15 protein-coding genes are annotated in these 17,842 nt (G+C 73.0%); 14 read left to right on the forward strand and 1 reads right to left on the reverse strand.

Annotated elements, in window-relative coordinates; translation table 11 throughout:
* Window positions 1-146 precede the first annotated feature (146 nt).
* Window positions 147-1,190, reverse strand: coding sequence for a methyltransferase (locus ABT048_RS13805; RefSeq protein ID WP_350521569.1), 1,044 nt, complete (start codon window positions 1,188-1,190; stop codon window positions 147-149).
* 266 nt (window positions 1,191-1,456) lie between these two features.
* Between ABT048_RS13805 and ABT048_RS13810 the strand changes: the two genes are divergently transcribed.
* From ABT048_RS13810 to ABT048_RS13875, 14 genes are all read left to right on the forward strand, one after another.
* Window positions 1,457-2,608 carry a glycine amidinotransferase gene (locus tag ABT048_RS13810; RefSeq protein ID WP_350521570.1) on the forward strand — a complete coding sequence of 384 codons (1,152 nt, stop codon included), beginning with the start codon at window positions 1,457-1,459 and terminating at the stop codon, window positions 2,606-2,608.
* Window positions 2,609-2,715: 107 nt separating this feature from the next.
* Window positions 2,716-3,846, forward strand: a complete 1,131-nt coding sequence (locus ABT048_RS13815; RefSeq protein WP_350521730.1) for a cytochrome P450 — start codon at window positions 2,716-2,718, stop codon at window positions 3,844-3,846.
* Between the two features lie 23 nt (window positions 3,847-3,869).
* Window positions 3,870-4,067, forward strand: a complete 198-nt coding sequence (locus ABT048_RS13820) for a ferredoxin (RefSeq protein ID WP_350521571.1) — start codon at window positions 3,870-3,872, stop codon at window positions 4,065-4,067.
* Between the two features lie 44 nt (window positions 4,068-4,111).
* The gene (locus tag ABT048_RS13825; protein WP_350521572.1) at window positions 4,112-5,254 is read left to right on the forward strand and encodes a glycine amidinotransferase; all 1,143 of its coding nucleotides are present in this window, start codon (window positions 4,112-4,114) and stop codon (window positions 5,252-5,254) included.
* Between the two features lie 39 nt (window positions 5,255-5,293).
* Complete coding sequence (locus tag ABT048_RS13830; protein ID WP_350521573.1) at window positions 5,294-6,592, forward strand: cytochrome P450; 1,299 nt, start codon at window positions 5,294-5,296, stop codon at window positions 6,590-6,592.
* A complete protein-coding gene (locus ABT048_RS13835) occupies window positions 6,589-9,678 on the forward strand; it encodes a non-ribosomal peptide synthetase (protein WP_350521574.1) in 3,090 nt (1,029 codons plus the stop codon). The genes ABT048_RS13830 and ABT048_RS13835 overlap by 4 nt, the downstream gene beginning before the upstream one ends.
* Window positions 9,675-10,424 (forward strand): thioesterase II family protein, encoded by a 750-nt coding sequence (locus tag ABT048_RS13840; RefSeq protein ID WP_350521575.1) that lies wholly within the window; start codon window positions 9,675-9,677, stop codon window positions 10,422-10,424. The genes ABT048_RS13835 and ABT048_RS13840 overlap by 4 nt, the downstream gene beginning before the upstream one ends.
* 62 nt (window positions 10,425-10,486) lie before the next feature.
* Window positions 10,487-11,899, forward strand: a complete 1,413-nt coding sequence (locus ABT048_RS13845) for an enoyl-CoA hydratase/isomerase family protein (protein WP_350521576.1) — start codon at window positions 10,487-10,489, stop codon at window positions 11,897-11,899.
* Between the two features lie 108 nt (window positions 11,900-12,007).
* Window positions 12,008-13,132, forward strand: a complete 1,125-nt coding sequence (gene pdhA, locus ABT048_RS13850) for a pyruvate dehydrogenase (acetyl-transferring) E1 component subunit alpha (RefSeq protein WP_350521577.1) — start codon at window positions 12,008-12,010, stop codon at window positions 13,130-13,132.
* A 1-nt stretch (window position 13,133) separates the two neighbouring features.
* Window positions 13,134-14,150, forward strand: a complete 1,017-nt coding sequence (locus ABT048_RS13855; protein ID WP_350521578.1) for an alpha-ketoacid dehydrogenase subunit beta — start codon at window positions 13,134-13,136, stop codon at window positions 14,148-14,150.
* The gene (locus ABT048_RS13860; protein WP_350521579.1) at window positions 14,147-15,415 is read left to right on the forward strand and encodes a dihydrolipoamide acetyltransferase family protein; all 1,269 of its coding nucleotides are present in this window, start codon (window positions 14,147-14,149) and stop codon (window positions 15,413-15,415) included. Before ABT048_RS13855 ends, ABT048_RS13860 begins: the two co-directional genes overlap by 4 nt.
* Window positions 15,416-15,503: 88 nt before the next feature.
* Entirely contained in the window at window positions 15,504-16,592 is a 1,089-nt protein-coding gene (locus ABT048_RS13865; protein WP_350521580.1) for a branched-chain amino acid aminotransferase, read from the forward strand.
* Window positions 16,589-16,840: a hypothetical protein gene (locus ABT048_RS13870; protein ID WP_350521581.1), complete on the forward strand. Its 252-nt coding sequence runs from the start codon at window positions 16,589-16,591 to the stop codon at window positions 16,838-16,840. The genes ABT048_RS13865 and ABT048_RS13870 overlap by 4 nt, the downstream gene beginning before the upstream one ends.
* A 181-nt stretch (window positions 16,841-17,021) precedes the next feature.
* Window positions 17,022-17,828: a Rossmann-fold NAD(P)-binding domain-containing protein gene (locus ABT048_RS13875; RefSeq protein WP_350521582.1), complete on the forward strand. Its 807-nt coding sequence runs from the start codon at window positions 17,022-17,024 to the stop codon at window positions 17,826-17,828.
* The last annotated feature ends 14 nt before the right edge of the window (window positions 17,829-17,842 follow it).

A 17,842-nucleotide genomic window follows, 5' to 3' on the forward strand; every position in this document is an offset into this window, starting at 1 on the left:
CGGACGGACCACCGAACGGCCGACGTGCGGCGGGGGGGCGGCCCACGGAATTCCACGTCGCCGCTGTTTCCCAACGCTCCGCGAGACGGTGGCACGGCCTGCTCCCGGAAGCCTCAGCAGGTCGTGCCACCCGTTTTACGCGTCTACTACGGCTTGACGCCGATGTGGAAGCCGTGCTCGTAGTCGAGTTCCCCGACGGTCCTGACGTCGACGAATCCGACCTTGCTCAGCCAGCCCTCGAAGTCCTCCGCGGGATAGGCCATTCCCGTACCGCTGGCGAGAATGTTGAAGTAGAGGCCGAGCCGCGCGCCGTAGATTCCGGTGGTCTCTTCATTCGTGACGTTGTAGTCGTAGATGAAGATCCGGCCGCCGCTGGGCAGCACGTCATAGGCCTTCTTGAGAAGGGTGACGATCTGCTCCGGGGAGAAGATGCCCAGCACGTGGCTGAAAAGCACCGAATCGGCACCCTCGGGGAAGGGGGTGTCGAAGAAGTCGCCGGTGACCAGGTCGATCCGGTCGATGAAGGCCTGTGCTTCCTTGCCGTGGGCGAGCTCCGAGACGCTCGGCTGGTCGAAGACCGTCGAGCGCATGTTCGGGTAGCGGGCGAGCAGGCGGGCCGTGGTGGTGCTGTCGCCGCCGCCGATGTCCAGCAGGTGGCTGACGGTGCCGAACTCCTCGCGCTCCACCAGGTCGTTGATCGACGCGAGGGTGAAGGCCGCCATCGCCTTGTGGAAGACCGCTTCCAGCTCGGGGTTGCGGGTCAGCCGCTTGTAGAGCGTGGGCTCGTCGCCGGGGTAGCTCTCCAGCGCGGTGTTGGTGCCGGCCTTCAGGGCCTTGGTCATCTGGCCGAAGGCGGGGTAGTAGATCTCCTTCCAGCCGATGAGGGTGTGCGCCCAGCTGTCGGGCTCGTCGGACGCCAGGAGGTCCTCGGCGACGGCGGAGTTGCGGTACTTCCCGTCGGTGCGCTCCATCAGACCGGCCGCGCAGATCCCCTGCAGCAGCACGCGGAGCTGGTGGGCCGGGACGCCGGAGAACTCGCGCAGCGCCTCGAAGTCGGAACCCGGGTTCTCCGACAGGTAGATGAACAGACGCAGCTCCGCCCCGGTCGCGGCGGCGTTGAAGAGCGCCGGCGCGTTCATGAGGAAGTCGAACTGCTGATAGTCAGGGCCACTCTTTTGCTGGCTTGGCATTGCCTCTGAGCCTCCGCACCGGAACTCTCGTGAAGATCCGGATGGTTGGGTGGATTCGCGCCATCTGATGACGTAGCAGCTACGCAAACCGGAGTATTGATCGATTGCGTGGACACCGTCAACCACCCGCCGATGTGACGCAGGTTACACCGACCCGCCTCACGGGTGACGTTGCGTCACAGAGTTCACTGTGCTTAGCATGACAAAAGTTTGTCGTGTAACTTGCCTTCCCTTTCGGTCAGTGCACACATATACGGGGAGCGTCAGTGCGGCTGAATAGCTTTGATGAATGGTCACCCCTGAGGGAAATAATCGTAGGCTCGGCCGAGAACTATGTTTCACACGAGCGTGAGCTTTCTTTTGAACTCTTTTTCCATGACAACATCGCCGGGGACAACCGCTCCGAGTGGTACTACCCGCGCCTGACGTCCCGCAGCGGCGACCCGACCGCCGGCGGCACCCGGATCCCGGTCAAGCAGCGCTACGTCGCCGAGCTGAACGAGGACCTGCAGGGCCTGGTCGACACCCTCACCTCCCTCGGAGTGACGGTGCACCGGCCGACCGACGTCGCCCCGGAGACCGCAGAGGTGCGGACCCCGGCCTGGTCGGCCTCGGTGGTCCCGCCGCTGAACCTGCGCGACAACACCCTGATAGCCGGGGACGAGATCATCGAAACCTCGCCGATGATCCGCTCCAGGTACTTCGAGACCCAGCTGCTGAAGCCGGTGTTCCAGGAGTACTTCCGGCGCGGCGCCCGCTGGTCGACCATGCCCCGGCCGCTGATGACCGACGCCTCCTTCGACCTGTCGTACGCGCGCTCCAGCAAGGCCGGCGGCCCGATGGAGCCGATCGAGGACCCGCAGTCGTCGCCCTACGACGTCGGCCACGAGATGCTCTTCGACGCCGCGCAGTGCCTGCGCCTCGGCCGGGACATCGTCGCCAACATCGCGACCGAGAACCACGCCCTCGGCGTCGACTGGCTGGAACGGCACCTGGAGGGCCGCTTCCGCATCCACCGCGTCCACAAGCTGAGCGACAGCCACATCGACAGCATGGTGCTGGCCCTGCGCCCGGGCACGCTGCTGTGCCGCTCGCAGGCCGTGGTCGACCTGCTGCCCAAGCCCCTGCGCAGCTGGGACGTCATCATCCCGCCGGCTCCGGAGACCTACAACTTCCCCGAGTACGCGGACGACGACCTGATCCTCACCAGCCCGTTCATCGATCTCAACGTGCTCTCGGTGAGCCCCGACACCGTCCTGGTCAACGAGGCGTCCCCCGAGCTGATGCGCGAGCTGGAGCGCCACGGCTTCACCGTCGTGCCGGTGCGCCACCGCCACCGCCGGCTCTTCGGCGGCGGCTTCCACTGCTTCACCCTCGACACGGTCCGCGAGGGCGGTCCCGAGGACTACCTCGACTGATCGACCGGCAGCGCCTCTCACACGAAAGGAGGTCGACCGTGCCCACGGACCCCGTGCCATCCCATCCGACCGAGCGCGTCCGTCCGTTCGATCCGCCCGTGGACCTGATGCAGTGGCAGGCCGACGAGCCGCTGCGGCGGATGAGCTACCCGGACGGCCACGTCGGCTGGGTGGTGACCAGCCATCAGCTGGCCCGCCAGATGCTCACCGATCCCCGCTTCAGCGCCCGTTCCGAGTTCAAGCGGGCGCCGGTGTACCGGCCCGGCGCGGATCCGTTCTTCGGTGTCCCCGCGCTGCCCGGCTGGCTGGTCGACATGGACCCGCCGGAGCACACCAGGCTGCGGCAGCAGCTGGCCGGCCAGTTCACCGCGCGCCGGATGCGGGAGATGCGGCCGCAGATCGACCGGATCGTCGACGAGCTGCTGTCCGGCCTGGAGCGCTCCGGCCCCGGGACGGACCTCGTCGAGGCCTTCGCCCTGCCCCTCCCCTCGCAGGTGATCTGCGAGCTGCTCGGTGTCCCGTACCACGAGCGCGCGGAGTTCCAGCACAACAGCAAGCGGCTCTTCGACCTGGAGTCCACCGCGGCCGAGACCTCCGCCGCCATGGACCAGCTGTACGCCGTGGTGCGCGAGATCGCCGCGGGCCGCTCGAAGGACGAGACCCCCGGTCTGCTCAGGTCGCTCGCCGAGGACGGCACGCTGGACACCGAGGAGATCGCCGGCGTCGGGGTGCTGCTGCTGACGGCGGGCCACGACTCCACCATGGGCTCGCTCGGGCTCAGCGTCCACGCCCTGCTGTCCCACCCCGACCAGCTGGCCAGGCTGCTCGCCGACCCGTCGATCGTGGACAACGCGGTGGAGGAACTGCTCCGCTACCTGACGATCTTCCACTTCGGCGTGCCGCGGACCCCGCTGGAGGACCTGGAGTTCGGCGGGCAGCACCTCAAGGCCGGCGACTCCGTCACCGTGTCGCTGTCCGCGGCCAACCGGGACCCGAACTGGTTCCAGGACGAGGCCGACCGGCTGGACCTCGGCCGGCGCACCACCGGCCACCTCGCCTTCGGCTACGGCATCCACCAGTGCCTCGGCCAGAACCTCGTCCGCATGGAGATGCGCGCGGCACTCCCCGCGCTCTTCCACCGCTTCCCGACGCTCGAACTGGCGGTTCCGGCCGACGAAGTCCCGCTCGCCACCGACCGGAGCGTCTACGGCGTGCACCGCCTGCCCGTCACCTGGTGACGCCGACCGCACCGGAGGACACCATGCGCGTATCCGTGGACACGCACACCTGCATCGGAGCGGGCCAGTGCGCCATGGCCCTGCCCGAGGTCTTCGACCAGGACGACACGGACGGCCTCGTCGTCCTGCTGGACGAGACGCCGCCCGAGGATCTGCACGACGCCGTGGACGAGGCGGTCAGGCGCTGTCCGGTGCAGGCGATCACGACCACCGACTCCTGACCGCCACCCCTGACCGCCACCCCGCCGAGAAGGGCACCGCTCCCATGCGACTCAACAGCTTCGACGACTTCACCCCGCTCAAGGAGATCATCGTCGGCTCCGCGGACGGGTACGCCGACCGCATCCGCGACCTGTCGTTCGACATGTTCATCAGCGACAACCTGTCGGGCACCCGGGGCTACTTCCCGAGCCTGTCGACCTGGCGCGACAGCGAGGCCCGCCGGCTGCGCAACGAGCCCGACCGCCTGGCCCTCAAGGAGCGCTTCCTCCGGGAGCTCATCGAGGACGTGGAGGGCGTGGTCGAGCAGCTGGAGGCCCTGGGAGTGACGGTGCACCGCCCGCTGGAGCCCGCCGCCGACCTCACCCGGGTCACCACCCCCGCCTGGGACGCCGCGGTGGTGCCCCCGCTCAACCTGCGCGACAACACCCTCGTCATGGGCGACGAGATCATCGAGACCCCGCCGACCCTGCGCGCCCGGTACTTCGAGAACCAGTTCCTCAAGCCGACCTTCATGGGCTACTTCGCCCAGGGGGCGCGCTGGACGGTCATGCCGCGGCCGATGATGACCGACGCCTCCTTCGACCCGGACAACGACAACCCCGCGCCCAACATCGAGGTCCCGGAGAACCCGCAGCCGTCCCCGTACGACTCCGGCCTGGAGCCGATGATCGACGCCGCGAACTGCCTCCGGCTCGGGCGCGACCTGATCGTCAACGTCGCCAACCGCAACCACGCACTGGCCTACGACTGGCTGGAGCGCCACCTCGACGGGCGCTTCCGGGTGCACCGCATGAACAAGCTGACGCAGAGCCACATCGACAGCGTCGTGGTGCCGCTGAGGCCGGGCACGCTGCTGCTCCGCTCGGCCGACGTGCTGGACTACCTGCCCGAGCCGCTGCGCACGTGGGACGTGATCGTGCCGCCGGCGCCGCAGATCAGCGACTACCCGCAGTACGAGAACGGCGACCCCATCCCGCCCAGCCCGTACATCGACCTCAACGTGCTCTCCATCGACGAGAACACCGTCATGGTCAACGACGCCTGCAAGACGCTGATCCGGACCCTGGAGGAGCACCGCTTCACCGTCGTCCCGGTCCGCCACCGCCACCGCCGGCTGTTCGGCGGCGGCTTCCACTGCTTCACCCTCGACACGGTCCGCACGGGCGGTGCCGAGGAGTACATCTGACCCGGTCCTCCCCCACTCGTGTCGTAGGGAAGCAGAACCATGCGCATAACCTCTGGCGGGGCCGCCGCGGACGACGAGCCCGGACCGGACCTCTCCGATCCGCACTACTTCGGCACCGGGGACCCCCACCCGGTCTGGACCCACCTGCGCGCCCACGATCCCGTCCACCGCCAGTGCCCGATGGGCGGCAAGCCGGAGTTCTGGGCGGTCACCCGGTACGCGGACGTGTCCCGGGTGCTCTCCCAGCACGGCGAGTTCACCGCCACGCGGGGCAACATCCTGACGACCCTGGGGCAGACCGACATCGCCGGCGGGAAGATGCTCGCGGTCACCGACCCGCCGCAGCACAAGCGGCTCAAGGACCCGCTGTCCCCGCACCTGACCAGGCAGGCGGTCCAGGCGTACGAGCCCGCGCTGCGGGAGTTCTCCCGCCGCCTGCTCTCGGTCGGTGCCCGGCAGGACACCTGGGACTTCGCGGCCCAGGCCGCGTACTACCCGATCGCGATCGCGGGGCTGCTGCTCGGCATCCCGGAGTCCTCCTGGAACCGGCTGAGCCACTTCACCTACGCGGCGGTCGCCGAGTCCGACCCGGACTACGCCGGAACCGGCGACTCCCGCTCCGCCGTGCTCAACCGGGCGCACTCCGAGATCTTCCTGTACTTCCACACCGAGGTGTCCCGCCCCGGCCGGGAGGAGGCGGACGACCTCATCGGGGCACTGCTGCGGGCCGCACCGGAGGGCGAGCAGCTGAGCCGCGAGGAGGTCCTCCTCAACGCCTACAGCCTCCTCATCGGGGCGACCGTCACCACCTCCCACGCGGCCGCCGCCGGCCTGCTCGCCCTGCTGGAGAACCCCGCCGAACAGGAGCGCTGGCTGGCGAGCGGGGACACCGAGTCCCTGGTGGAGGAGATCCTGCGCTGGTCCTCACCCGCCAACCACGCGCTGCGGCACACGACCGGAGAGGTGCGGATGGGCGACACGACCATCGGCGCCGGCCGGCCGGTCACCGCGTGGCTGGGCTCCGCCAACCGCGACGAGACCGTGTTCGACGAGCCCTTCCGCTTCCGGGCCGACCGGACCCCCAACCGTCACATCGCGTTCGGCGTGGGCGCCCACCGCTGCATCGGGACCCACCTGGCCCGGCTCGCCCTGACCGTCCTGTTCGACGAGATCGCCAGGAACTTCGAGCGGATCGAGTCGGCCGGGGAGCCGCGCCACCTGCACTCCACCTTCATCGCGGGGATCAAGAGCCTCCCCGTGCGAACGGTCCTGCGACCGGACGGAGCCGGGCTCCGCGACCTCCCACCACTCGGCGACACCTCTGAGGAAGCACTGTGACAGCCCCGGCACACCCGACGTCCGCCCCGCTCGAACCGGGCCCGGCCCCCTGGTCGCACCCCTCCCACCACGTGGTCCGGTGCCTCCGGCTCACCGGGGAGTTCGACCCCGCGGCGGCGCACCGCGCGCTGCAGGAGCTGACCGCGCGGCACGCCGTCCTGCGGACCGTGCTCCCCGCGTCCACCGGACCGGCGGTGCCGCAGCCCGCCGCGCCGGACACCGCAGGCGCGGCGCAGGCCGACTTCGCCGCGGTCCGCGTACCGCCGGAGGAGGAGGCGACCGCGCACGCCGCCCGGCTGGCCGCCGAGCCCTTCGACCTCGCCCGCGGCCCGCTGCTGAGGGTCCGTGCGCTGCGGGTCGGCGAGCAGGAGTGGCTGCTGCTCGCCGTCGCGCACCGGCTGGCGCTCGACCCGGTCTCCCTGGACGCCCTCCTCGTCGAGCACGCGCTCGCCCACACCGCCGTACGGCGGGGGGAGCCGCTCCCCGCCACGCAGGCCCCGGAGCTCCGCTGGCCCTCCGCCGCGGAGGCGAGCGTCGAACTCGACCACTGGCTGGACCGGCCGGAGGCGCTCCCCGTCGTCGACCTGCCGACCGACCGGCCCCGCCGGCCCCGGACCTCCCGCCCCGGCGGCGTGGAACACTTCTCCCTTCCGGCCGGCCTCGCGCCGCGCCTGCGCGAACTGTCCGGAACGGCCGACGCGTCCAGCGCCCTGTGCGCCGCCGCACTCGCGCTGCTCGCCCGGCAGACCGGACAGCAGGCCGTCCCGCTCCTGGTCCCGGTCCGCCCCGACCCGGACACCCCGCTCGGCCGGCCGGAGACCGACGTCGTCCTGGACCTCCGACTGGACGGCAAACCGACCTTCCTGGACGTCGTCGAGCAGGCCCGGGCGGAGCTGGCCCGGGCCCGCGCGCACGCCACCGCCCTGCCGCCGGGAGCCCTGGCCGGGCCGGCCGGAGCCTGCGGCGACCCGGCCCGCCAGCCGGTGCCGGTCAGACTCGCCGCCCGGAACTTCGGCACCGCGCTGCCGGACTATCCCGGTGCCACCTGCACCCCCGTCGACCTGCACCCGGGCACGGCCGCCCGGGACCTCTCGCTCGTCTTCGAGCTGCGCGGGGACGACCTGCGCGGAACGGTCGAGTACGACGCCGACCTGTTCGAGCCGGTCACCGCGCGGCGGCTGGCGCGGCGGATCGAGCTGCTGCTCACCGCCGCCACGGAGAACCCGCACACACCGGTCGCCGCCCTGCCCGCGCTCCCGCCCGAGGAGCGCGCCCTCGTGGTGACCGAATGGAACCGCACCGGGCGGGACTTCCCGCGCGACCGCACCACCGCCGCCCTGTTCGAGGAGCAGGTCCGCCGCGACCCCGCGGCGACCGCCCTCGAACACGAGGACGTCCGGCTCGGCTACGGCGAACTGAACACCCGGGCGAACCGGCTGGCCCACCGCCTGATCGCGTGGGGCGTGGGCCCCGACGTCCCGGTCGGCATCTGCCTGCCCCGGTCCGTCGACATGATCGTGTGCCTGCTGGCCGTGCTCAAGGCCGGCGGCGCCTACCTCCCGCTCGACCCGGACCACCCCGCGCAGCGGCTCGCCTTCGTGGTCGGCGACGCCGGGGCCCCGGTCGTCCTCACCGACACCGCCCACGCGGAGGCCTTCGCCGGGTCCGCCGCCCGGGTGCTCCGGCTCGACGCGCCGGACGACACGGAGCCGACGGACGGCCTGCCGGCGACCGACCCGGTCGTCCCGGCGGCCACCGCCGAGCACCTCGCGTACGTCATCTACACCTCGGGCTCCACCGGCGCCCCCAAGGGCGTCGCCGTCACCCACCGGGCCCTCAGCCGACTGGTCAAGGGCGCGGACTACGTACGGCTCGGGCCCGACGAGGCGCACCTGCAGCTCTCCCCGCTCACCTTCGACGCCTCGCTGATCGAGCTGTGGGGCGCGCTGCTGAACGGCGGCACGCTGGTCCTGCCACCGTCCGGGCTGCCCTTCCCCGACCTGCTCAAGGTTGCGCTGCAGCGCCACCGGATCACCACGCTGCTGCTCGTCTCGCCCCAACTCCACGTGGCGGCCGAACAGTTCCCCGAGGAACTGGCCCGCGTCCGACAGCTGATGGTCGGCGGTGACGTCCTCTCGCCGGCCAGCGCCGCGCAGCTGCTGCCGCACCTGACCGACACCAGCTTCCTGCACGTGTACGGCCCCACCGAGTGCACCCTCTTCGCCACCTGGAAGCCCATCGAGGCCGCCGACACCACCCGCCCCACCATCCCCATCGGCCGTCCGATCGCCAACACCCAGACCTACGTCCTCGACGAGGACCTGGCACCGCAGCCCGTCGGCGTCGCCGGTGACCTCTGGCTCAGCGGCGACGGCCTGGCCCGGGAGTACCTGGGCCGCCCCGACCTCACCCGGGAACGGTTCCTGCCCGACCCGTTCGGCCCTCCGGGCAGCCGGATCTACCGCACCGGCGACCTGGCCCGCTGGCTGCCGGACGGCAACCTCGAATTCCTCGGACGCGGCGACGACCAGGTCAAGATCCGGGGGTACCGGATCGAGCTGGGCGAACTGGACGCGGCCCTCGCCGCGCACCCCGACGTCCGGGCCGTGGCCACCGTGGTCCGCGACGACGCGCCCGGCGGGCCGGCCCTGGCCGCCTACCTGGTGGGCGACGCGCGGCCCGACCACGCCCAGCTGCGGGAGTACATGGCGGCCCGGGTGCCGTCCTACATGATCCCGGCGGCCTTCGTCTGGCTCGACGAGATCCCGCTGACCGCGAACGGCAAGCTCGACCGCAAGGGCCTGCCCGCACCGGAGTACGACTCCGGGGCCGGCCCGGACACCGCCCCGCGCACCCCGGTGGAGGAACGGGTCCTGTCCGTCATGGCGCAGACCCTCGAACGCGAATCCGTCGGCCCCGACGACGACTTCTACGCGCTCGGCGGCAACTCGCTGCTGCTGGTCACGCTCTTCACCCACCTCCAGTCGGCCTTCCCCGACGCCGGGTTGAGCCTCGTGGACCTGCTGGACAACCGCGCCGGCGGGCAGATCGCCGCACTGCTGGAAACCCGGCGGGGCACCGCGTGACCGCCGACCCGACGCCCTGGCTGCTGGGCTCCCCGGCCGGCCGCGGGGCCGGGGAGCGGCTGTTCTGCTTCCCGCACGCGGGCGGCGGGGCGAGCGCCTTCGCCTCCTGGCGCCCGCACCTGCCCGACTCGGTGGACCTGCGCCCGGTCCAGCTCCCGGGCCGGGAGAACCGGGTCGGCGACCCCCTGCCGGCCACGCTCGAAGAACTCACCGTCCAGGTGGCCGGGGCCCTGCTCCCGCTGCTCGAACCGCCGTACGTCCTGTTCGGCCACAGCTTCGGGGGTCTGCTCGCCTACTCGCTGACCAGGCACCTGCACGAGCACGGCCACCCGCTGCCCCGGGCCCTGCTGATCTCCGGTGCCCGGCCGCCGCACCTGGCCGCCGACACCGCGTACCACGCGCTGCCCCACGACGAACTCCTCGACTTCCTGCGCGCCACCAACGGAGTTCCCGACGTCCTCCTGCAGCACGAGGAGTTCGTCCGCCGACTGCTGACCGGCCTGCGGGCCGACCTCGCACTCGCCGCCGAGTACCGGCCCGCCCCCGCCGCACCCCTGCCGTGCGACGTCCGGGTCTTCGCGGCGACGGAGGACCCGGTGGTCCCGCCCGCCGCCCTGGAGGGCTGGCGGGCCTACGCCGGCGGGGAGTTCACCGTCCACCGGCGGCCGGGCGACCACCACACGGTCTACGAGCCCTCCGGCGGCCTGTTCGACGCGATCGTGCGCTCGGGGCTGACCCGCCCATGACGGCCCGCGCCGGTACGGACCGGCCACGTGCCGCGAGAACACCCACGAGGAGATGACCCAGCATGCACACACCCGTGCCGACCCAAGCAACGGCGGCGCAGCCCGACCCGTCCCGCGGCGCGGCGTCCCGTGCCACCGGGGTCCCGCGCTTCCGCGGGGACCACCCGGCGGACACCCGCCTGCTGACCGCCTGTCTCGACGCCTTCGCGGACCAGACCGCGGCGCTGCCGCCGCGCGCCGAGCGCACCCCCGCCGAGCGCGACAGCGCGGAGCACGTCGCGCGCGCCGCCCGGCAGGCCCGGCACCAGTTCCTCGACCTGCACGCGGGCCGCGTCTACGACGAACTCACCACCGGCCGCCGCCGCCAGGTCCGGGTGGACGACCTCGCGTTCGCGGCGGCGGAGGCCTACCCCGGGCTGGTCCCCAGCCGCGCGCAGATCGCCGCGGACCGCCTGGTCCCGCAATCCGCGAAGTCCGGCGGGGAGCTCGACCAGGGCGTCTTCTTCACCCACCTGCTGGGCCTGCGCGACACCGGCGAGCACCTGCTGCGGTCGATGCTGGCCCCCACGCCCCGGGCCCTGGAGCTGCTCCCCGAGTTCCGCCGGACCGGCCACCTGGACCTCGGCCAGGCCACCGTCCGCCGCGACGGCTTCGTGGCCGAGGTGACCATCTGCAACCAGCACGTCCTCAACGCCGAGGACGACGCGGTGGTCGAGGCCCTGGAGACCGCCATCGACCTGGCCCTGCTCGACGACGAGGTCGCGGTGGGCGTGCTGCGCGGCAGCGAGCTCTCCCACCCCCGGTACCGGGGCCGGCGGGCGTTCGGGGCCGGCATCAACCTGACCCACCTCTACGAGGGGAAGATCTCCTTCGTGGACTTCATGCTCCGGCGCGAGCTGGGGTACATCCGCAAGCTGATCCACGGACTGAGCAGCCCGGGGGACGACCTGTTCGACCTGCCCGGCGGCAAGCCGTGGATCGGCGCCGTCGAGACCTTCGCGATCGGCGGTGCGACCCAGGTCGCGCTCGTCCTCGACCGGGTCGTCGCGGGATCCGACGCCTACTTCTCGCTGCCCGCGCTCAACGAGGGCATCATCCCCGGCGCCGCCAACCTGCGGCTGGGCCGGGTGGTCGGGCGGCGGATGGCGCAGCGCCTGATCTTCCACGGCGAGCAGGTCCCGGCGGACAGCCCCCAGGCGCTGGCGCTCTGCGACGAGGTCGTCAAGCCCGACGAGGTCGACGCGGCCGTGGCCTCGGCGGCCGACCGGCTGGCCGACCCGGCCGTACCCGCCAACCGCCGGATGATGCACCTGGCCGAGGAGTCCGACGACCTGTTCCGGACCTACCTGAGCCGGTACGCACTGGAGCAGTCCGTTCGGATGCACAGCGCGGACGTGGTGGCGAAGCTGGAGCGCACCTGGGTCAACCGGCGGGCGTCCGCGAAGCCGGACGGGGACTCCGCCGCGCAGGCCTGACGGACCGCCGTCCCTCCTCCGCCACCGGCCGCCCACCACCGCAGAGAACCCGAAGCGAACCCGACAGCGAACCCGCAGAAACCACGCAGAGAAAGCGAGCCCCTCCCCATGTCCGCCACGGCCACAGCGTCCGAGCAGGGCCTCCGACCGGCGGCGACGGCGCTGCTGCCGTCCGCCACCCCGGTCCGGCTGGTCACCGAGGCCGGCACCGCGGCCACGACCCCCTCGGGGTACCAGGCGCCCCCGGCGGAGCGGCTCCGCGAGGCGTACCGGCGGATGGTGGTGGGGCGGCGCTTCGACCAGCAGGCGACCGCACTGACCAGGCAGGGCCGGCTCGCCGTCTACCCGTCGAGCCGGGGGCAGGAGGCCTGCCAGATCGCCGGCGTCCTCGCCCTGCGGGACGGGGACTGGCTGTTCCCCACCTACCGCGACACCGTGGCCCTGGTCGCGCGGGGCGTGGACCCGGTGGAGGCCCTGACCCTGCTGCGCGGCGACTGGCACTGCGGCTACGACCCGACGGCGGTCCGGGTCGCGCCCCAGTGCACGCCGCTGGCCACACAGCTGCTGCACGCCGTCGGCATGGCCGACGCCGTGCGCCGCAAGGGCGAGGACGGCGTGGTGATGGCCTTCGTCGGGGACGGCGGGACGAGCGAGGGCGACTTCCACGAGGCGCTGAACTTCGCCGCGGTGTTCCGTTCCCCGGTGGTCTTCCTGATCCAGAACAACCAGTACGCGATCTCCGTGCCGCTCGCGCGGCAGACCGCCGCACCGGCCCTCGCGTACAAGGGGGTCGGCTACGGGGTGCGCTCCGAACAGGTCGACGGCAACGACCTGGTGGCGGTGCTGTCGGTGCTGGACGCGGCCGTCGAGCACGCCCGGTCCGGTCAGGGCCCGTTCCTGGTGGAGGCCCACACCTACCGCGTGGACGGACACACCAACGCCGACGACCCCGGCCGCTACCGGGACGAGGAGGAGGTCCGCCGCTGGGACGCCGCGGACCCGCTGGACCGCCTGGAGACCTACCTGCGCGGCGCCGGGCTGCTCGGCGAGCAGGACGTCGACTCCGCGCGGGAGGCGGGCGACGCCCTGGCGGCGGACCTGCGGGCCCGGATCGACGTCGAGGAGCAACCGGACCCGCTCGAACTCTTCGAGCACGTCTACGCCGAGCCCACCCCCCAACTGCGCGAGCAACGCGACCAGCTGGCCGCCGAGTCGGCCGACACGGAGAACTGACATGGGAACGGCCACGATGGCCCAGGCGCTCAACACGGCGCTGCGGGACGCGCTGCGCGAGGACGAGCGGGTGCTGGTGTTCGGCGAGGACGTCGGCCGGCTCGGCGGCGTCTTCCGGATCACCGACGGGCTGACCGCCGAGTTCGGCGAGCACCGCTGCTTCGACACGCCGCTCGCCGAGTCGGGGCTGGTCGGGCTGGCCGTCGGGCTGGCGATGGGCGGGTTCCGGCCGGTGGTGGAGCTCCAGTTCGACGCCTTCGCCTACCCGGCGTTCGAGCAGATCGCCTCGCACGTGGCGAAGATGCGCAACCGCACCCGGGGGCGGGTCTCCCTGCCGATGGTCCTGCGCATCCCGTACGGCGGCGGGATCGGCGGCGTCGAGCACCACAGCGACTCCAGCGAGGCGTACTACGCGCACACCCCGGGGCTGAAGGTCGTCACCCCGGCGACCGTCGAGGACGCCCACTGGCTGCTGCGGGACGCCGTGCGGGATCCCGACCCCGTCGTGTTCCTGGAGCCCAAGAAGCAGTACTGGTCCAAGCAGGACGTCGACCTGGAACGGCGCGGGGCGCAGCCCTTCGGCCGGGCAGCAGTCCGCCGCGTCGGACGCGACGCCACGCTGATCGCCTACGGCCCCGCCGTCCCGGTCGCGCTCGCCGCGGCGGCCGAGGCGGCGCTGGACGGCATCGAGCTGGAGGTCGTGGACCTGCGCACGCTCGTGCCCTTCGACGACGACACGGTGACGGCGTCGGTGCGGCGGACCGGCCGCTGCGTGGTCGTCCAGGAGGCGCAGGGGTTCGCGGGCGTCGGCGCCGAGATCGCCGCGCGGGTGCAGGAGCGCTGCTTCCACTCGCTGGCCGCACCCGTCCTGCGCGTGGCCGGGTTCGACATCCCCTACCCGCCGCCGAAGTTGGAGCACGCCCACCTGCCAGGGGTGGACCGGGTGCTGGACGCCGTCCACCGCCTGCAGTACGACGACGAGCCGGACACCCGGCACCTCGCGCGGGTGGCCTCGTGACCGCCGCGGCCGGGCCCCGGGTCTTCCTGCTGCCCGACCTGGGCGAGGGCCTCACCGAGGCGGAGGTCGTCGGCTGGCGGATCGCCGCCGGGGACACCGTCGAGGTGGACCAGGTGGTCGTGGAGGTCGAGACGGTGAAGGCGGCCGTCGAGGTGCCCGTGCCGTACGCCGGGACGGTGCTGGAACTGCACGCCGAGGTGGGGGCGGTGGTCGCGGTCGGGGCGCCGCTGGTCTCCGTCGCTGCGGCCGCGCCCCCCACCTCCGAGCTGTCTCCCTCCTCCGAGCTGCCTCCCGCGCGGGAGGCCCACGGCGAGGAGACGCCGGCACCGAGCGGCAACGTCCTGGTCGGCTACGGGACGCGGCCGGTCCCGCCCGGCCGCCGCCGCGGCCGCGGCGCCACCGGCCGGACCGGGGCGCCGGAGCGGTCCGCCGCCCCGCTGGTGATCTCCCCGCTGGTCCGCGCGCTCGCGCGCGAGCACGGCGTCGACCTCGCCCGGCTCACGCCCAGCGGGCCGCACGGCGTCATCCTGCGCCGTGACGTCGAACGGGCCCTGCGGCCCGCGGTGGATCCCGCTCCGCGGGAGCGCATCCCGCTGAGCGGCCTGCGCCGGGCCGCGGCCGAGAAGCTGACCCGCAGCAGTGCGGTCCCGACCGCCACCACCTGGGTCGACGTGGATGCCACCGGCCTGCTCCAGGCCCGGGACACCCTCCGGGACGCCGCCCCGGACCGGCCGATCGGGCTGCTCGCGCTGCTGGCGCGGATCTGCGTCGCCGCGCTCCGCCGGTTCCCCGAGCTGAACTCGACCGTGGATGCGGCGCGGGAGGAGATCGTCCGCTTCCCCCACGTGAACCTGGGCTTCGCCGCGCAGACCGACCGCGGTCTCGTCGTGCCCGTGGTGCGGGACGCGCACCTGCGGACGACCGCCGAACTGGCGGCCGAACTCGTCCGGTTGACCGCTCTGGCGCGCTCCGGCAGCCTGCCGCCGGGGGAGCTGACCGGCGGCACCTTCACGCTCAACAACTACGGCGTCTTCGGTGTCGACGGCTCCACGCCGCTCCTCAACCACCCCGAGGCCGCGATCCTCGGCGTCGGACGCGTCGTCGACAAGCCCTGGGTCACGGACGGCGAGCTCGCCGTCCGCAAGGTCACCCAGCTGTCCCTCACCTTCGACCACCGGGTCTGCGACGGGGCGGTGGCCGGCGGTTTCCTGCGCTACGTCGCGGACTGCGTGGAGCGCCCCGCCCTGCTCCTCGCCGCCCTCTGACCACCGCCGCCGCCCCGCCCGCACCGTCCCGCCACCGCAGCACCCCGCCCAGCACCGCCCGATCCGCACCCCTCCGCAGGAGTTGACGATGAGCCCGGCCTTCCCCCTGGTCCGCACCACGAGTCCGGTGCCGGAGGCGGAACGCGCGGCGATCCTGGCCGCACCGGAGTTCGGCCGGCACTTCACCGACCACATGGCCCAGGCCCTCTGGACACCGGAAGCCGGCTGGCACGACCGCTCCGTGGGCCCGCTGACGCCGTTCTCCCTGCACCCCGGCACGGCCGCGCTGCACTACGCCCAGGAGGTCTTCGAGGGGCTCAAGGCCTACCGGCACGCCGACGGCAGCGTCTGGCTGTTCCGCCCCGAGCGCAACGCGCGCCGCTTCGCCCGCTCCGCGGCGCGGATGGGCCTGCCCCCGCTCCCGGAGGAGGACTTCCTCGCGAGCGTCGAGGCCCTGGTCCGCGCGGACGAGCCCTGGGTGCCGGTGACCGCGGGCGAGGAGAGCCTGTACCTGCGGCCGTTCATGTTCGCCGCCGAGACCTTCCTCGGTGTCCGTCCGGCCGAGCGGGTCGCCTACTCCGTGATCGCCTGCCCCACTCGGCCGTACTTCTCCGCGGGCACCGGCGGCGTGGCCCTGTGGGTCAGCACGACGTACACCCGGGCGGGCCGGGGCGGCACGGGCGCCACGAAGTGCGGCGGCAACTACGGGGCGAGCCTGGCCGCGCAGGCGGAAGCCCTGCAGCACGGCTGCGACCAGGTCCTCTACCTCGACAGCACGGACGAGGAGGGCTGCATCGAGGAGTCCGGGGCGATGAACCTCTTCCTGGTCACCGCCGCCGGCGAGCTGGTCACCCCGGCACTCGGCACCATCCTGGAGGGCGTCACCCGCGACACCGCGCTCACGCTCGCCCCCGACTTCGGCCTGGCTCCGGTCGAACGCCCCGTCACCTTCAAGGAGTTCCGGGCCGGCCTCGCCGACGGCACCATCACGGAGGTCTTCGCGGCGGGCACCGCCGCCGTCCTCACCCCGGTCCTCGGCATCAAGGGCGAGGGCTACGCCCTGACCATCGGCGACGGCACACCCGGCCGGCTCACCACGGCCCTGCGCGAGCGGATGCTCGACCTCCAGTACGGCCGGGCCGAGGACACCCACGGCTGGCTGCGGCGCGTCCTGTGAGCACCGTCGTCCTCGTCCTGCTCGGCCTCCTCACCACGGCTCTCGGCTCCCTCTGGGCCGCCGACTTCCGGGGGATCGTGACCCGCCTCCACCGCCGCCAGCTCGCCGAGCGCGCCGGCCTCCCCCCGCACCTGCGCCGTGCCGCCCCTCCCCCGACCGGCCCGACCGCCCAACGCGCCCTCGGCGCCCTCCTCGCCCTCGTGGGCCTCACCCTGCTCCTCACCGGCCTCCACACCCTCACGTCCTGACGGCCGGGGCCCGGGCGGTGGCGCGGTACTCCCCCGGCGGGCGGCCGGACATCGACGAACTGCCGGCGCTCGACGCACCGGAGGGGCGTACGGGAGTCGGTGCGCGCCGGGTAGACGATGGCGCATGGACCCGAGACCCGTGCGCATTGGGCGTCTCATCTTCGTCACCTACGTTCTAGGCATGACAGAAAAGCGAGTTGACGATGCGTCGGCCGTGCTGGTGGTCGGCGTCTCCGGGACGGTCGGGCGGCACGTCGGGCTGCAGCTCGCGGCCGCCGGGGCACGGGCGCGGACGCTGACGCAGCGGGACCTGCTCGACCCGGCGTCCCTGGAGGCGGCGGCGCAGGGCGTCGACGCGGTGCTGCTGGGGTGGCCGCACCCGACGGCGGAGGCGGCGACGGACGCGGTGGGCGTGCTGGCCCGGGAGGTCGGGCGGGTGGTCTTCCTCTCCTCGGCGGCCGTCCGGGACGTCCCCGAGCAACCGGAGGGCGAGATCGAGGCGCTGCTCGCCCGGAGCGGGGTGCGGTACACCGTGCTGCGGGCGTACGGGTTCGCGGCCGCGCTGCAGTGGGCGGAGGAGATCCGCGCCGGCGACGCCGTGCGGGGCTACGGCGGTGCGGCCGAGCTGAACCCGGTGGACGAGCGGGACATCGCGGCGGTCGCCGTCCGGGCCCTGGTCGAGGACGGCCACGCCGGCGCCCGGTACGTGCTGACCGGCCCGGAGTCGCCGACCCAGGCCGAGCAGGTGGGCATCATCGGGGAGGCGGCCGGCCGGCCGGTGGCGTGGGAGGAGATCCCGCGCGAGGCCGCCCGCCACCGCATGACGGCCACCGGCCGGCCCGGGGCGGCGATCGACAGCACGCTGGACTTCATCCACGCCCGCATCGCCGACCCCGAGCCGGCCACCACCACCGTCCAGGACCTCACCGGCCACCCGGCCCGCAGCTTCCGCACCTGGGCCGCCGACCACGCCGCGCTGTTCCGCTGAAGCGGCGCCGCCCG

Origin of the sequence: Kitasatospora sp. NPDC096140 (genome assembly GCF_040303045.1) — a bacterium.
Classification (GTDB): domain Bacteria; phylum Actinomycetota; class Actinomycetes; order Streptomycetales; family Streptomycetaceae; genus Kitasatospora.

Bases quoted from the DNA above. Each gene is read 5' to 3' on its own strand.
- ABT048_RS13830 (WP_350521573.1), top strand. From the start codon at position 5,294: ATGCGCATAACCTCTGGCGGGGCCGCCGCGGACGACGAGCCCGGACCG.
- ABT048_RS13875 (WP_350521582.1), top strand. From the start codon at position 17,022: ATGACAGAAAAGCGAGTTGACGATGCGTCGGCCGTGCTGGTGGTCGGC.
- pdhA (WP_350521577.1), top strand. From the start codon at position 12,008: ATGTCCGCCACGGCCACAGCGTCCGAGCAGGGCCTCCGACCGGCGGCG.
- ABT048_RS13805 (WP_350521569.1), bottom strand. From the start codon at position 1,190: ATGCCAAGCCAGCAAAAGAGTGGCCCTGACTATCAGCAGTTCGACTTC.
- ABT048_RS13855 (WP_350521578.1), top strand. From the start codon at position 13,134: ATGGGAACGGCCACGATGGCCCAGGCGCTCAACACGGCGCTGCGGGAC.
- ABT048_RS13865 (WP_350521580.1), top strand. From the start codon at position 15,504: ATGAGCCCGGCCTTCCCCCTGGTCCGCACCACGAGTCCGGTGCCGGAG.
- ABT048_RS13825 (WP_350521572.1), top strand. From the start codon at position 4,112: ATGCGACTCAACAGCTTCGACGACTTCACCCCGCTCAAGGAGATCATC.
- ABT048_RS13815 (WP_350521730.1), top strand. From the start codon at position 2,716: ATGCAGTGGCAGGCCGACGAGCCGCTGCGGCGGATGAGCTACCCGGAC.
- ABT048_RS13845 (WP_350521576.1), top strand. From the start codon at position 10,487: ATGCACACACCCGTGCCGACCCAAGCAACGGCGGCGCAGCCCGACCCG.
- ABT048_RS13820 (WP_350521571.1), top strand. From the start codon at position 3,870: ATGCGCGTATCCGTGGACACGCACACCTGCATCGGAGCGGGCCAGTGC.